This window comes from Clostridium carboxidivorans P7 (assembly GCF_001038625.1).
Taxonomy (GTDB): Bacteria; Bacillota; Clostridia; order Clostridiales; family Clostridiaceae; genus Clostridium_AM; species Clostridium_AM carboxidivorans.
On sequence record NZ_CP011803.1, the window covers coordinates 5,221,275 to 5,238,483 of the forward strand.

General features: G+C 28.2%; 11 protein-coding genes and 1 riboswitch. All 11 genes read left to right on the forward strand.

What is annotated here, in order from left to right:
- The first annotated feature begins 53 nt into the window (after positions 1-53).
- The 11 genes from Ccar_RS23485 to Ccar_RS23535 all read left to right on the forward strand — a co-directional run bounded on the left by Ccar_RS23485 (position 54) and on the right by Ccar_RS23535 (position 17,177).
- Positions 54-1,112, forward strand: coding sequence for an HD-GYP domain-containing protein (locus tag Ccar_RS23485; protein WP_007065105.1), 1,059 nt, complete (start codon positions 54-56; stop codon positions 1,110-1,112).
- 32 nt (positions 1,113-1,144) lie between these two features.
- Positions 1,145-2,203, forward strand: coding sequence for a sensor domain-containing diguanylate cyclase (locus tag Ccar_RS23490; RefSeq protein WP_007059138.1), 1,059 nt, complete (start codon positions 1,145-1,147; stop codon positions 2,201-2,203).
- Between the two features lie 313 nt (positions 2,204-2,516).
- Positions 2,517-6,248, forward strand: a complete 3,732-nt coding sequence (addA, locus tag Ccar_RS23495) for a helicase-exonuclease AddAB subunit AddA (protein ID WP_007065104.1) — start codon at positions 2,517-2,519, stop codon at positions 6,246-6,248.
- 33 nt (positions 6,249-6,281) lie between these two features.
- The gene (locus Ccar_RS23500; protein WP_007059136.1) at positions 6,282-7,985 is read left to right on the forward strand and encodes a methyl-accepting chemotaxis protein; all 1,704 of its coding nucleotides are present in this window, start codon (positions 6,282-6,284) and stop codon (positions 7,983-7,985) included.
- Positions 7,986-8,182: 197 nt separating this feature from the next.
- On the forward strand, positions 8,183-9,295 hold the full coding sequence (rodA, locus tag Ccar_RS23505) for a rod shape-determining protein RodA (RefSeq protein ID WP_007059135.1): 1,113 nt from the start codon (positions 8,183-8,185) through the stop codon (positions 9,293-9,295).
- Positions 9,296-9,354: 59 nt separating this feature from the next.
- Positions 9,355-9,456: riboswitch (TPP riboswitch) on the forward strand.
- Between the two features lie 103 nt (positions 9,457-9,559).
- On the forward strand, positions 9,560-10,363 hold the full coding sequence (thiD, locus tag Ccar_RS23510; RefSeq protein ID WP_007059134.1) for a bifunctional hydroxymethylpyrimidine kinase/phosphomethylpyrimidine kinase: 804 nt from the start codon (positions 9,560-9,562) through the stop codon (positions 10,361-10,363).
- 17 nt (positions 10,364-10,380) lie between these two features.
- Positions 10,381-11,193 carry a hydroxyethylthiazole kinase gene (gene thiM, locus Ccar_RS23515; RefSeq protein ID WP_007059133.1) on the forward strand — a complete coding sequence of 271 codons (813 nt, stop codon included), beginning with the start codon at positions 10,381-10,383 and terminating at the stop codon, positions 11,191-11,193.
- Positions 11,184-11,798 (forward strand): thiamine phosphate synthase, encoded by a 615-nt coding sequence (gene thiE, locus Ccar_RS23520; RefSeq protein WP_007059132.1) that lies wholly within the window; start codon positions 11,184-11,186, stop codon positions 11,796-11,798. The genes thiM and thiE overlap by 10 nt, the downstream gene beginning before the upstream one ends.
- Before the next feature lie 158 nt (positions 11,799-11,956).
- Positions 11,957-13,201 carry a DUF6385 domain-containing protein gene (locus Ccar_RS23525; protein WP_048030451.1) on the forward strand — a complete coding sequence of 415 codons (1,245 nt, stop codon included), beginning with the start codon at positions 11,957-11,959 and terminating at the stop codon, positions 13,199-13,201.
- A gap of 79 nt (positions 13,202-13,280) precedes the next feature.
- Positions 13,281-15,080, forward strand: a complete 1,800-nt coding sequence (locus Ccar_RS23530; RefSeq protein WP_007065100.1) for a glycosyltransferase — start codon at positions 13,281-13,283, stop codon at positions 15,078-15,080.
- Between the two features lie 306 nt (positions 15,081-15,386).
- Entirely contained in the window at positions 15,387-17,177 is a 1,791-nt protein-coding gene (locus Ccar_RS23535; RefSeq protein WP_007061164.1) for a tetratricopeptide repeat-containing glycosyltransferase family 2 protein, read from the forward strand.
- Positions 17,178-17,209 lie beyond the last annotated feature (32 nt).

A 17,209-nucleotide genomic window follows, 5' to 3' on the forward strand; every position in this document is an offset into this window, starting at 1 on the left:
AAATATTAATATAGTTTTAATTTTTATTCCATTTGAAGAATGGGGATATTATTATGAGATTTGAATTGGTAAGAAATTTAAAGGGTGATGAAGTATTAGGAAAAACGTTATTTGATGGATATGGAAAGGTGCTGTTGCCTTCAGGCACAAAATTAAATACTCCATATATAAATAGAATAAAACAAAGTGGATTTTATTATATTTATATAGAAGATAACGAATTAGATGATGTTAAAGAAGATAAAAAAATTGATGAATTAAAGCAATCAACCATTGAGAGACTTCCTAGTATATTTGCAAGTATAATGCAGGGAGATGTCAATACCATTAAAGAATCTTTTAAAATTGTAGAAAATTTAGCTGAATATATTGCTGAAGAAGGTGATATGAATACTAATTTGTATGAAATTAGTAGGTATGATAATTACACATATATTCATTGTGTAGATACAGCAATTATGTCCATATTTTTAGGTCGTTCTTTAAATTTAAAAAAAGAAGAATTAACGGAATTAGGAATTTCAGCAATACTACATGATATAGGCAAAATAAAAATTTCAAATGGAATTATAAATAAAAAAGAACCTCTTACTGCAGAAGAGTTTGAGGAAATTAAGAAACATCCAGTATATGGTTATGAGATTTTAAAAGAAGCTGGAATAAATAATAAAAATATTCTATGTGCAGTAGCAGAGCATCATGAAAGAGTAGATGGACAAGGCTATCCTAATGGAATAAGTGGAGATAAAATTTGGTATTATGCAAAAATTATTAGTGTTTGTGATGTTTTTACAGCCTTAAGTGCTAATAGAGCTTATAGAGAAAGATTCAATCCAAATGAAGCTTATGAGTATATAATATCCAATGCGAGTACTATGTTTGAAAGTAATATAGTACAAAAATTCAAGGAAAACTTTTTTATTTATCCATTAGGGTGTTGTGTAAAACTTTCCAATGGAGTGGAAGGATATGTGGTAAAGCAAAATAAATATTTTCCAGACAGACCTGTTATAAGAGTTAAATATGATCATATTACAAAAGAAAAAATAAATAACTATGAAATCGATCTATTAACAACATATAATACAATTATAGAATCTCTTGTTTATTAGAGTGTACTATAAATAAAATAAAGGAGATTTATATGTTATCATTGCAAGATAATTATAATCAACTAAAGAATGATTATGAAAGCTACCAGAAAATGGCTGAAGGGATAATTCAAAAACAAAATGCTAAAATAATGGAGCTAGATAAAAAACTAGATATGATGTCTCTTATAGTAGAAATTAGTGAGTATATAAATAAACGTCTCGGCAGTAGCGAGATTGTTTCTATGATAAATGACATAATGATAGGTATTTTAGGAGTTACATATTCTAGTGTTTATTTAGTACAAAATAGGAAATTAAAATTAAAAGTTTCTAATTTGAAAGATACTAATCATCACTATTCAGTTAATGATTTTAATAAAAAAAATTTTAAATTAGAAACTAGTATTTTTAATGATGTTGAAAATATATCTGAAGATAAAAGCATTGAAATACATTCATCTATATTTATGCCAATTTATTTGAAAAATAATATTTTAGGTGCTATTGTAGTAGAACACAATAGGTATAATTATTTGACGCAAGAGCATATAAAACTTCTAACTGCCTTGAGTAATCATTTAGCTATATGTTTAGAAAATAATAGTCTTTACAATAGAATAAAAGAAAATTCACAAATAGATGGGTTGACTGGATTGTATAATAGAAGTTACTTTTTTTCTATTATGGAAAATAAGCTAAAAGATTATAGAGAAAAAATTACAATAATTATGATAGATATAGATAATTTTAAAAAATGTAATGATACATTTGGTCATCAATATGGAGATTATGTTTTAAAAGAAATTTCTAAAATTATAAAAGAAAATCTTAGAAAAGATGATATTATAGCTAGATATGGTGGAGAAGAAATAATAGTATATATGTTTGACATGAAAAATGTAAATGATATATACCGTAGAATGGATTATATAAGAAGTGTTATAGAGAAAAGTGTAATAAGTTATAAAAATATAGAATCTAATGTTACTGTTTCTATGGGAATAGGTATCAGTAACAAAACAGATACATCTTTAGAGAAAATTATAGAGAAAGCAGACCAAAATTTATATAAGGCTAAAGACCTAGGAAAAAATAGAGTGATTTTTTAATGAAAAATCACTCTATTTTTTAGAGGACAATGAAGGTGAGTTTTTTTCCTTACGTCAGAAAACTAATTTATTTTGAAGCTTGTTTTGCTAACGCAAAACAAGCTTCAAATTTATATAAGTCAGCAATATTTCGCTTTAGCGAAATGAGTTATCAAAAGTTTAATTAAAGTTTTGTATGTGCTAAAGTAATTATAAATAAGTTTAAAGTAATTTTTATAGGAAATAATAGAGGAGAATAACATTTTATATTGAATAATTAAGTAGAAGAAAATAAGTTTTTACTTACATAATAAATCAAGATTGGGTGATAAGTATGGACACAAAGTGGACGCAAGAACAAAGAGAAGCAATTTTCACAAAGAATTGTAATCTTTTAGTAGCAGCAGGAGCAGGGGCAGGAAAAACAGCAGTGCTTGTAGAAAGAATAATACAAAAAATAACGGATAATGAAGATGATGTAGATGTAGATAAACTTTTAGTTGTTACTTTTACTAATGCAGCTGCTTCTGAAATGAGGGAAAGGATTGGAGACGCTATTTCAAAAAAGTTGGAGGTTATGCCTGAATCAAAAAATCTTCAAAAACAGCTGATGTTGTTAAACAAATCAAATATAATGACTATACATTCTTTTTGTCTTCAGGTTATTAAAAATAATTTTCATATTATAGATTTAGACCCTAATTTTAGAGTTTGTGATGAAACTGAATCCATACTTTTGAAACAGGAAACCATTGATGAAGTTTTTGAGGATAAATATGAGCAAAGTGATGAAGGCTTTATACAACTTGTAAAATGCTATGGAGGAAAAAATGACTTTAAAGTTGAAAATATGATATTAGATTTATATGAGTTTGCCAAAAGTAATCCATGGCCTGAAAAGTGGATTTCAACAATGGTAGAAAGATTTAATGTTGAAGAGGATTTTAACTTTGAAAAATCTCCCTGGTTCCCTGTAATTTTAGACTATATGATAGTTGAATTACAAGGCTGCAAAAGTAAAATGGAGAAAGCAATAGAAATAGTAGAAAATGCTCAAGGTATAAATTACTATTTAGAACCTATGAAAAAAGATTTGCAAAATATAAACAATATAATGCAATGCATAAGTTTAGAAGAGTTAAAATATCAATTTGATAATTTACAGTTTGAAAAACTTCCTGTGAAAAGGAATAAGGATGCTGATAAAGAAGCAAAGGAAAAGTCAAAGAAAATAAGAGATGATGTAAAGAAAAAAATTACTGAAATATCAGAAGATATTTTTTTGAAAATGAGCAGTATGGGTAAGGACTTAAAAGAAATGTATCCTAAAATGAAGTCTTTAGGAAAAATAGTAATGGAGTTTAATGAAAGATATGGAGCTAAAAAAAGAGAAAGAGGATTAGTTGATTTTAATGACATTGAACATTTTTGTCTTAATATACTTATAGATACGAAGGAGAACGGAGATATAACACCTTCAAAAATAGCATTGGAGTATAGACAAAAATTTGAGGAAATACTTATAGATGAGTATCAAGATAGTAATGAAGTACAAGAGGTAATTATGAATGCTATCTCTAAAAAAAATGATATACCAAATACATTTATGGTTGGAGATGTGAAACAAAGCATATACAGGTTTAGGCAAGCTAAGCCAGAATTGTTTTTAGATAAATATAATAGGTATTCAGATAATAGAGTGGGAAATGAGAGAAAAATAAAGCTTTTTAAAAATTTTAGGAGCAGACCTGAAATAATTTTTGCAGTTAATTATGTATTTAATCAGATAATGTCCGTGAATATAGGTGAGCTTGAATATGATGAAGGAGAAATGTTAAAAAGCGGAGCGGATTTTCCAGAATTAGGAGAAAATGTCATGGATGCCGAAAGTAAAATAGAACTTCATTTATTAGATAAAAAAGATAATGAGGTATGTGAAGACAATAGTCAGAATCCAGAAGGTGCTGAAGCTGAAAATATTAATGAGGAAACTCCAGATAATATACAAATAGAAGCTAGATTAGTAGGAAAAAGAATAATAGATTTAATAAATAATGAGAAATTTAAAGTGTACGATAAAGACGAAAAAAAGTATAGAAATGTTACGTATAAAGATATAGTAATCTTATTAAGAACTACATCAAATTGGGCACCTACTTTTGTAGAAGAACTTAAAAGTTTTGGTATACCTGTATTTGCAGATACTAATACTGGGTATTTTGATAATATAGAAATAAGAACTATAATTTCTCTCCTTCAGATAATTGACAATCCTATTCAAGATATTCCTCTATTATCCATACTTAGATCTCCTATAGAGGGATTTTCATCAGAAGAAATTATAGATATAAGAATGGTAGATAGAAATATAAATTTCTTTAGTGCATTAAAGATAATAATAGAAAGTGATGATGCAGATGAGAGAATTAAACATGTAAGCAAGGAACTTAAAGATAAGGTAAGTAATTTTCTTAACAAGCTTAAAAAATGGAGAAAAAAATCTTTATATATGCCTATTGATGAATTTATATGGTACATTTACACTGATACAGGATACTATGGTTTTGTTGGGGCTATGCCTGGAGGAAAACAAAGACAGGCTAACTTAAGAATTTTGTTCCAAAGGGCTAAACAATATGAAAGTACAAGTTATAAAGGTTTATTTAATTTTATAAATTTCATAAACAAGCTAAGAAATAGCAGTGGAGATATGGGGAGTGCTAAAATTCTTGGAGAAAATGAAGATGTTGTAAGAATTATGAGTGTGCATAAAAGTAAGGGGTTAGAATTTCCTGTAGTTATACTTTCGGGAACAGGTAAGAATTTTAATTTGATGGATATGAACAGAAGTGTACTCTTTCATAGTGAACTAGGGTTGGGACCAGAATATGTAAACATAGATAGAAGGATTAGTTATCCAACTATTGCTAAACAGGTACTTAAAAAGAAAATAAAAGTTGAAACCCTATCTGAAGAAATGAGAATACTATATGTAGCACTTACAAGAGCAAAAGAAAAACTTATAATAACAGGTACTGCTAAGGATCTAGAAAAAACTTCAGAAAAATGGTGTGAAGCTATAAAGTATGAAGAAGGAAAAATACCTGAATATGTGGTGATAAATGCTAAAAACTATTTAGATTGGATAGTACCAGCTGTAGCTAAGCATCTATCTGGAAAGGTTATAAGAGATATAGGTGGTGTGTATGATTTTGAACCTTTAGTAGATGATAAGTCTAAATGGTGTGTTAAGCTTTGGAGAAAGGAAAATTTTAAAAATGACTTACGTGATGAAAATGAGAAAGAAGATATAATTAAAATAGTAAAAGATGAATCGTTAAATGGTGGCAATAGCATATATTATGAGGAAGTTAATAGAAGACTCAATTGGCAGTATAAATACAAAGAGTCCTGTAATATACCATCAAAGTTTTCTGTATCAGAGATAAAGAGAAGATTCGATTTTTTATCAGCAGATGAAGGAAGTTCATTTTTAGTTGATTCTAGTAAATTAAATAAACCTGTATTTCTTCAGAAAACAACAAAGTTATCAGCATCAGAGAAGGGAACGCTTCTACATACTGTTATGCAGCATGTAGATTTGAAAAAAGTTTCTAACTATGAAGAGATATCTAACCAGGTGAATGACTTAGTAAATAGAGAATTTATAACTAGAGAAGAAGCTAATTCAATTGATGCAAATAAAATATTAAAGTTTTTTAACTCTAGTTTAGGAAAAAGAATGATAAAATCAAAAAAAGTTTTAAGAGAAGTTCCTTTTATTGTAAGTTTAGATAGCACTGAGCTTTACAAAGATTTGCCAAGAGATGTATATGGAGAGGAAAAAGTACTTTTGCAGGGAATAATAGACTGTTATTTTGAAGAAGATGATGAATTAGTGCTTTTAGATTATAAAACAGATTATGTAGATGATTTAGATAAGATTAAAGAAAGATATTCAGTTCAAATTAAGTGCTATAAAAATGCGCTTGAAAGATTAACAGGAAAAAATATAAAAAATAAATATTTATATTTATTTTATAATGATGAAATATTGGAACTTTAATTTAAAGTAATAAAATTAGGAGGGGAAATAGTAATGAAAAATAAAATAATATCATTTTCTATAACGTTATTCCTAACTATATTATTAATAACTGGTTTTACAATATCTTATGTTTCACAAAACATGCTTAGAAGTATACTTTTATCCAAGTTAGGTAGTAGTGATCAAGTAAATTCTATACTATCTCAATTTAATTCTAAAAGTATATTTATAGTGCTTATTTCTATGTTAATATGTGCATTAATATTATCAGTTATAATTGCAATGTTTTTAAACAGTATATTTATAAAAATTGACAAATTAAAATATGATTTGAATAAGATATCACAAGGAGATTTATCTATAAAATTAAAATCTAAGGGATATATGTCTACTTTAGCAGACAGTATAAATATTATGGTAGGGAATACTAGAAAAATTTTATGCGAAATAGCAGAAATGTCTCAAAAAACTAGAGAGTTATCTAGCAATTTAAATAAGAATACAAAACAAACTTTATCATCATCAAATGAGATAACTAAATCTATAATTGCGATTAGTGAATCGGCTTCAGTACAATCAGGAAATGCAGAAAGTACAGGAGAAAGTGCAAAGCAAATGGTAAGCAATGCTGAAATTATAGCTGAGCATGCCGGAAATACTGAAAACATCGCAAAAGAAATGATGAATGTAATTAATGAAAGTGTTAAAGTTTTTGATGAAATAATTGTGAAAATTAAGGGTACTGGAGATGTGAGTGAAAAGCTTGCTAATAATGTTGAGACACTTCAAGGTGAGGCTGATGCAATAAAAGGTATTGCTACAGTAGTAACGGAGATAAGTGAACAAACAAATCTTTTGGCTTTAAATGCATCTATTGAAGCGGCAAGAGCAGGTGAGCATGGAAAAGGATTTGCTGTAGTAGCAGATGAAGTTAAAGAATTAGCAGAACAATCCTCAAGTTCTGCAGAGGAAATAACAAAAATTATTGATAATATAACTTTAAAAATAGCTCAAATAACTAAAGAAGCTAATGAGCAAGCGGAAAGTACAAAGGATGATATAAAATTTGCAGATGGATCTAAAAATTCATTTTCAAAAATTAAAGAGTCAACTAGTTCAACTTATGATGCCATTAATGAAATACATAAATTAGCTAGCCAAACGTCATTAATGTCTGATAAGGTAAATGAATTAATAAATGGTATCATTTTAGCTAATGAAGAATCAGTAGCCTTTACACAGGAAGTTTCTGCATCAGCACAGGAACAATCAGCATCAATGGAAAGTCTTTCTGAATTAATAAAAAATATGAATGATGCAGCAGATAGTGTAGATTTAAAGCTTAAAGATTTTATAAACAATATAGAAATAGGAGAGAATGAAAAAAATTCTATTAAGTCTGGATTCTTAAATCTGAAAAATATAAATGAAGAAATAAACTCTAAAGCTTTGCCAATGGATGGAGTTTCACAGTTATTAAAGGAAAAAGAAAATTTATATAAAGAATTTGAATATATAGGTGTGATGGATAAGAAAGGTATTATGAAATCTGCTAGTAAGCCTATATCATCTGAAAATAATAACTATTCATTTAGGCCTTATTTTAAAGAGGCAATGAAAGGAAATGAATATTATACTGAACCATATATATCCAATGTATCTTTTAATTACTGTATTGCCATAGCAGTACCATTTAAAAATAAGTTTGGAGAAATTGATGGAGTTATTATGGCAGATTTGATTATAGAAAAATAAGATTATATTAAGTATGCCACTTTTATTAATTAATTGTTCAGAAAAAGTTAATCCTTTATTTTCAATATATTCTTATTTCTTACCATAATATATGACATTTATTGAAAATTATTCATTGATATAAGAGTGTAATTATTACATAATAGTGAATAGATGTATCAATTAGTTTTTGAATTTGTGGTGGAGGAAAGTAAAGGATGAGAAAAATTTTATTAAGCAGAAAATTTTTAAAGGACTTGGATTATATAATGTTATTTTCAGCTATAATTATTGTATGCTTTGGTATAGCTAATATTTTTAGTGCAACACACAATAAGTATGGATTTAGCTATTTTGAGTTGCAATCTATGTGGTTAATTGCTGGAGTTATAGTTGTATATATATTGCTAAATTTTGATTACAAAACAATAGGTTCATACTGTGGATTTATATACTGGAGTGGGGTAGCGCTATTGTTATTTAATGATATAACAAGTAGAGCTGTTAAGGGTGCTGCTTCTTGGATAAGAATAGGTAATAGAGCCATAGAACCTGGTGAATTTGTGAAAATAGGTCTAATATTAATGCTTGCCAAAAAATTAGATGATATGGAAGGTAACATTAATAATATAAAAAACTTTTTAATACTTTGTGCATATGCTGCTATACCAATGATTTTGATTATAGTACAACCTAATTTAGGTATGACTTTAATATGTTTTTTTATAACATTAGCTATATTTTTTATAAGTAATTTAAATTTAAAGGTTATAATATATGGATTTTTATCCATGATTCCAATAAGTGTACTTATATGGTTTAGTGGTTTAATGAAAAGTTATCAGAAAGATAGAATAATTTCATTTTTAAATCCAGAATTGTATCAACAGGATACGGCGTTTCAATTAATGCAATCAATTATAGGTATAGGATCTGGAGGACTGTTTGGTAGAGGATATTTAAAAGGTGTACAAGTTTCAGGAGGCTATATACCTGAGGTCCATACTGATTTTATATTTGCAGTGGTAGGAGAAGAATGGGGATTGATTGGAGCTGTTATTCTGTTGATTTTTTTTGGTATATTGTTGTATAGAATGATTAATGCAGCTAAGGAATCTAAAGATATTTTTGGAAGACTTATATGTGTGGGAACAGCAGCATCTTTTATATTTTCTATATTTCAAAATATAGGTATGACAATAGGTATTATGCCTATAGCAGGAATTACCCTACCTTTTATGAGTTATGGAGGAAGTTCTATTTTAACTAATTTTATATCATTAGGATTAGTTTTAAATGTGTATATGAGAAGAAGAAAAATTAATTTTTAAGGTTGCAAATATGTATAAATATATGTACAATATAATTGTAATTAAGTAAAAATTTAATAAATTCGTTGTGGGGGTGCTGTAAGGCTGAGAAGAGATTATTCTCTAACCCTTTGAACCTGATCTAGGTAAAACTGGCGTAGGGAAGCAGATATTTTATGATATAAAATAGTATTTTTAAGTGTATTGCTTTTCTGCGATACACTTTTGTTTTATTTAAATTAGAGTATGTTTATCATCCACACAGCCATATAAGGAGTGATTAAAGTGAAAAAAGTCCTAACTATTGCAGGATCAGATAGCTGTGGAGGGGCAGGAATTCAAGCAGATTTAAAGACTATGAGTGCATTAGGTGTTTATGGTATGAGTGTTATTGCAGCTATAACAGCACAAAATACTGTAGGGGTTCAAGATGTAATGGATGTTACAGATGAAATGGTAGAGGCCCAAATAACATCCATATTTACTGACATAGATGTAGATAGTGTGAAAATTGGAATGGTTTCCAATAGTAAAACTATAGGAGTAATAAAAAAATTACTATTGAAATTTAAAGCAAAAAATATAGTATTAGATCCAGTCATGGTTTCTAAAAGTGGATATTTTCTTTTAAAGCCTGAAGCACAAGAAGCTATAAAGGAACTTGTATCCATATCAGATTTAGTAACTCCTAATATTCCAGAAGCAGAAGTATTAACAAATATGAAAATAGAAAATGCAGATGATATGAAAAATGCAGCAGTGAAAATAAAAGAATTGGGTGTTAAGAATGTTTTAATAAAAGGTGGTCACAGATGTAATGATGCCAATGATATACTGCTATGTGATGAGGGATTTGTAAATTTAGCAGGACATAGAATCAATACTAAAAATACACATGGAACAGGATGTACATTATCCTCAGCAATAGCTTCTTATTTAGCTAAGGGATATAGTGTAAAACAATCAGTGACACTTTCTAAAGAATATATAACAAAGGCTATAGAAAACTCTTTTTCTATAGGACATGGAGTAGGACCAGTAGGACATTTTATTGAACTTTATAAAAAAGCAGATGTAGATTTTGAATAATATGGGGGGAATTGAAAATGAATGATTTAAACATGATGGATAAAGTAGTTGAAAGTTTAACAAAGCTTAGAAAAAAGGTTCCATTGGTGCATTGTATAACAAATTATGTAACAATAAATGATTGTGCAAATATACTTTTATCTTTTGGTGCTTCACCAGCTATGTGTGAAGCTTATGATGAAGTTTTTGATTTTGTAAAGTTATCCTCAGCACTATATATAAATGTTGGAACTTTAACAAAAGAACAAGAAGAAGCTGCAGTACTTGCAAGTATATCTGCAAAACAAAATAATATACCTGTAGTATTAGATCCTGTGGCTTGTGGGGCTATACCAAGGAAACTTTCTGTAATAAATAGAATATTTGAAGTAGGACGTGTGGATATTATAAAAGGCAATATCGGAGAAATAAAGTTCTTAGCTGGTGAGGCATCAAAGGTAAGGGGAGTAGATTCTCTTGAAGGCTCTGAAGGAGCATTGGAAGCATGTATTACCCTTGCAAATAAATATAATTGTGTAATTGCAGCTACAGGAAAAGAAGATTTTATTACAGATGGAAAAAGAAGTGCAATTATTCAAAATGGTACAGAGATGTTTACAAAAGTGACTGGATCAGGATGTATGCTGGGAGCACTTTGTGGTGGTACTGCTGGAAGCTCTGAAGATAAGTTTATAGCTGCTGTGACAGCTGTACTTTCAATGAATGTAGCAGGAGAAGGAGCTTATGAAGAAGCTAAATTCCCAGGATCTTTTAAAGTTAAACTTATGGATCACATTTATTGCTTATCAGAAGAAAAATTGAAGGAAGAAGGAAAAATTATATGGAAATAGATTATGGTTTATATCTTATAACAGACAGAAGTTTTTTAAAAGGTAGAGATTTAAAAAAAGTTGTTGAAGAAGCAATTTTAGGAGGAGTTACTTTAGTTCAAGTGAGAGAAAAAGATATTTCAACTAGGGAATTTTATAATGTAGCTTTAGAAGTAAAAGAAGTTACAAAGCACTATAAAGTTCCTATAATAATAAATGATAGGCTAGATATAGCGCAAGCTATAGATGCAGAAGGAGTACATTTAGGACAAAGCGATATGCCTATAAAATTTGCAAGAAAGATATTAGGCAAAGAAAAAATTATAGGTATTTCAGCAGGAAATGTAAAAGAAGCTGTAGAGGCTGAAAGAGATGGAGCAGATTATTTAGGCATAGGAACTGTATTTTATACTGGTACTAAAAAAGATATAAAAACTCCTATTGGTATTGAAGGACTTAAAGAAGTATGTAATAGTGTAAAAATACCTTCGGTAGCTATTGGCGGGGTAAATGAAACAAATTTTAAAGAAGTTTTATCAACAGGAGTTAATGGAATTTCTGTAATATCTGCTATACTTGGAAAAGATGATATCAGACAAGCATCTAAAAATTTAAATAGTAAATAAATATGGAATGAACAGCGCAGTTAAAAATTATTTTTACTGCGCTGTTTTTTATGTTTAGAATGTTTTTTATAAGCACAATTTTAATTTTCAGTAATATTATATATTGAAGTACAGGCAAGGTACTTTAATTTTAACTAAGAATTAAGAGGTGAAGAACTTTGGCTAATAGTATAGTATTTCAAGATTCAGCTAGTCAATTAAAAACGGCGATATTTGGTTATGATTCAAATTCAAAGAGTTATAAATCAGTTAGTGTAAGTTCAAGTGGTGCAATAGACGTTAAAGTTGCAACAATAAATAAAGTTAATAGTTTAGGAACAGTGAACACAGTTAGCACAGTTAGTGCAGTAACAGATGTAGCTAAAGTTAATAGTTTAGGAACAGTGAACACAGTTAGCACAGTTAGTGCAGTAACAGATGTAGCTAAAGTTAATAGTTTAGGAACAGTGAACACAGTTAGCACAGTTAGTGCAGTAACAGATGTAGCTAAAGTTAATAGTTTAGGAACAGTGAACACAGTTAGCACAGTTAGTGCAGTAACAGATGTAGCTAAAGTTAATAGTTTAGGAACAGTGAACACAGTTAGCACAGTTAGTGCAGTAACAGATGTAGCTAAAGTTAATAGTTTAGGAACAGTGAACACAGTTAGCACAGTTAGTGCAGTAACAGATGTAGCTAAAGTTAATAGTTTAGGAACAGTGAACACAGTTAGCACAGTTAGTGCAGTAACAGATGTAGCTAAAGTTAATAGTTTAGGAACAGTGAACACAGTTAGCACAGTTAGTGCAGTAACAGATGTGGCTAAAGTTAATAGTTTAGGAACAGTGAACACAGTTAGTACGGTTAGTGCAGTAACAGATGTGGCTAAAGTTAATAGTTTAGGAACAGTAAACACAGTTAGTACGGTTAGTGCAGTAACAGATGTAGCTAAAGTTAATAGTTTAGGAACAGTGAATACAGTTACAACAGTAACAGGAGTAACTAAGGTTAGCTCAGTAGGAACTGCTCAAATATACGGTTATACAGGAGCAACTATTCAGCAGGTTAAAATTGATCATGATGGACAATTAATGGTTAATCTCAGTGGTAGGAAATTCTATGAAGTTAGTGAAACAGTTAAGAATCTAAAAGCTGAAAAATTAGGTACAATTGTGGATACTTCAAAATATCAAGACATTAGCTGGTATATTAAAAATGTATCTGCTACTAAAGCAACAGTAAATGTACAAGTTTTAGTAGCACCAACTAAAGGAGCTGACTATGCAATAATTGGTGAAAAAGCAGAAATAGTAGCAGACAAACCAAAGGTTATAACTTCAGAGTACTATTTCCATTATACAAGACTTCAATTTACTTCAAATACTACTCAATCTGTGCAGGTTTGGTTTAATGGAAGATATTAAAGATTAATGGCTGAGAAGTACTTGAATGTACTTCTTGGCTTTTTTATAAATTTGGAAAAAATTAAGAGGTGATTTACCAGTGTTTAATGAAATCAGCCTTTGTATGATAGTAAAAAATGAAGAGGAAAATATTGAAAGATGTATTTTAAGTGTTAAAGATTTAGTTGATGAAATTATAATAGTTGATACAGGATCTACAGATAAAACTGTAGAAATAGCTAAAAGCTATGGTGCTAAAGTATTTTATTTTAAATGGTGTAATGATTTTAGTGCTGCAAGAAATGAATCATTAAAATATGCAACCAAGGATTGGATTTTAATTATGGATGCAGATGATGAATTTTGTATAGAAGATAGAACGAAGTTTAAAGAATTAATTAAAAATCTTGATAATAATATTTTATATTACTTTGAAACTTTGAGCTATTTAGGAGATGAAAAAAGTTCAAATTTAAATGTAAATTTAAATCCACGTCTTTTCAAAAATAACTATGGATATTATTATCGTGGAGCAGTTCATAATCAATTATTAAATTCCAATATTTTAATTAAGGGAAAAGTAGAAAAGATAAGGATATATCATTATGGATATATGACAAAAAATATGGTTGGTAAAAATAAGAGGGAAAGAAATATTAATATACTAAAAAAGCTGATAAAAGAAGAACCAGATAATAAATTTAATTATTTCAATTTGGGAAATGAATATTGTTGTTTAAATGAAAAGAAAAAAGCTTTGGAATGTTATTATAAGTCATATGAAGGTTTCAATCCTCATTTAGAGTATTCTGCAAATCTATTGGAAAAAGTCATTATTGTAAATTATGAATTAAAAAACTTTGATAAAGCTTTAGAATTTATAAATATTGGGCTTTATTATTATCCAAATTTCACAGATCTTTATCATTTGAGAGGTATTATATATGATGCTCAAAATAAACCAACATTGGCAATAAAATCATTTCAAAAGTGTATAGAATTAGGTGAACCGCCAGCTTCATTAAAATCTATTTATGGAGTTGAAAATTTTAGGTCATATAATGAAATATCAAAACTATATATAAAGTTGAAAGATTATGATGCTGCATACAAATATTGCATCGAAACAATAAAGTCAAAACCTGATTGTTTAGAACCCTTATACAATATTTGTTATATATTAAAACGAAAAAAAATGCCAATAGATGATTTTAAAAATAGGATAGAAGGTTTTTTTTCTGATTTTCCAAGAGAATATTTTTTTATTGCACATTTATTTTATACAGAGGGATATTATGAAACAGCATTAGAATATATAGAAAAAATGGAGGCAAAACAGCAGCTTACAGAAGATATAATAATTTTTAAGGCCAAGTGTCTTATAAGAACATCTAAATTTAGTGAATGCATTGAAATAAATTCTACACCTAAAGACAATCAACTCTATTTAGAATTTTCAATGTGTAAAATCATAAGTTTAATCATGCTAGATAGATTGGATTTAGCATTAAACATTATAAATGATTTTGACGAAAACTATTTTTCTGATGATGATAAGAAAATGTTTCAAGTATATAGACAATTGGTAAATTTATTTACAGATAAACAAGTTTCTGTTTTATCAGAAAGTGAAGATGAGAAAAGTTATAATGAATTTATATTTGAAATTATTGAGATATTTATCATAAATAAAGAATTTGATAAATTGGAGAAAGCTTTAAATTTATTAAATTTAATAAGTGATAAATTTGTATTGCTTGAGCTTGGAAAGATTTATTATAAATATGGATATAAGGACATGGCAAAAAAGGAAATAATGAGATCAATAAAACTATTTGAAATAATTGATAAGCAAGGGGCAGATATTCTTCAGGACACACTTTTTAATTGTAATTCATAATATACATTGAATTAGGTTATAAGTTTTATAACTTAACTTTCGCAGTCTAAAAATATTACGAAGCAACTTTTGGGAGAGGACAGAGGACAATTGACAGAGGACAGTGAAGGAGGATTTTTCTCCGCTACACTACGAAAAATCTTTAATTAAATTTTCGATGCCTCGTTTCGCTAAAGCGAAACATTGCTGACTAATATAAATTTAAAGATTATTTTGCTTTAGCAAAACAATCTTTAAAACTCACCTTCATTGTCCTTTGTCCTCTGTCAAATGTCCTCTGAAAAAGTGTAATGAGGTGATGAAGAAATGGCCCATGAAATTAGTTTATGTATGATTGTAAAAAATGAAGAAGAAAATCTTCCAAGGTGTCTTGAAAGCGTTAAAGATATAGTAGATGAAATGATAATAGTTGATACAGGTTCTTCTGATAAAACGGTAGAAATAGCAAAAAACTATGGAGCAAAAATCTATTATTTTGAGTGGTGCAATGATTTTAGTACTGCACGAAATGAATCGCTTAAGTATGCAACAAAGGATTGGATTTTTATTATGGATGCAGATGATGAGTTCTGTAAAGATGATAAAGAAAAATTTAAAATGTTAGTTAAGAACCTTGATGATGATACAGTATATTTCTTTGAAACTATGTGTTACTTTGGAGTTCTGTCAAGCAATAATATGACTATAAATTTAAATCCAAGGCTTTTCAAAAATAATTATGGATATTGTTATGAAGGGGTTATACACAATCAATTAATAAATAAGGAACATCCTATTAGAGGAAAAGAGGAACCCATAAAAATATATCATTATGGATATTTAGATGAAAGTTTAATAAGCAAAAATAAAAATAAAAGGAATATTGCTATTTTGGAAGAACAAATAAAAAAGAATCCACAAGATAAATTCAATTATTTTAATTTGGCAAATGAGTATTCTTCAATAGGTAATGAGGAAAAAGCATTAGAAAATTATTATAAAGCATATGAAGAATTTGATGAAACTACAGGTTTTGCTCCAAAATTAATTGAAAGAATAGTTATGAGTAACTATAGTTTAGGATATTACAATAAAGCTTTTGAATTTATAGATATTGGACTTAAATACTATCCTAAATTTACAGATTTATATTATTTAAAAGGATCAATGTTGGCTGCTCAAGATAGACCTACTTTAGCAATAAAGGCTTTTGAAAAGTGTATGGAAATAGGAGAAGCATCTGGAATTCTTAAATCTATTTATGGAACGGGTGGTTTTAAAGCCTCTTATGAATTAGCACAAATATATATGAAACTCAAAGATTATGATACAGCATATGATTATTGTGTTCAAACAATAAGATTAAAACCTGATTATTTAGTGCCACTATACAATATTGCACATATATTAAAAGAAAAACAAACGCCGCTGGAGGAATTTAAAAAAAGTATAGAAAATTTTTTCACTGATTTTCCAAGGGAATACTCTATAGTCGCAGATTTATTTTATATGGAAGGATATTATGAAACAGCATTAGAATATATAAATAAATGCGAAATAGAAACGGATATTTCAGAGGAGCTTAAGTTTTTTAAAATAAAATGCCTTATAAGATCATCAAAGTTTGATGAATGCATTGAGTATACAAAAAATATATATCAGGATAACGTATATTATTTTCAAATTATGATGTATAGGATTATGTGTCTTATTGTCATGAATAAATATGAACTAGCACTAAAAGTAATAAATGGATTTAATGAAAATAAATTATTAGAGTATAATAAAAAGGTATTTGAAGTATATATACAATTCTTTAATCTTATTAGTGATAATAAAACGTCTATTTTATCTGAAGATGAAAGTGAAATAGATTATACATCAACTATGTTTGAAATTTGTGAAATACTTCTTATAAATAAGGAATTCGAAAAATTTGAGAAAGCTTTAAATTTACTAAATTTAGTAAGTGATAAATCAGTATTATTGCAGCTTGGAAAGTTATACAATAAACATGGATATGTAGACATGGCTAAAAAGGAGATAATAAGGTCCATAAAGCTATTTGATGTAATAGATAGAGAAGCACTAGATATTCTTAAAATTGATAGTATTTGATAGATAGTAATAGTGCCAATGAGTATATATTG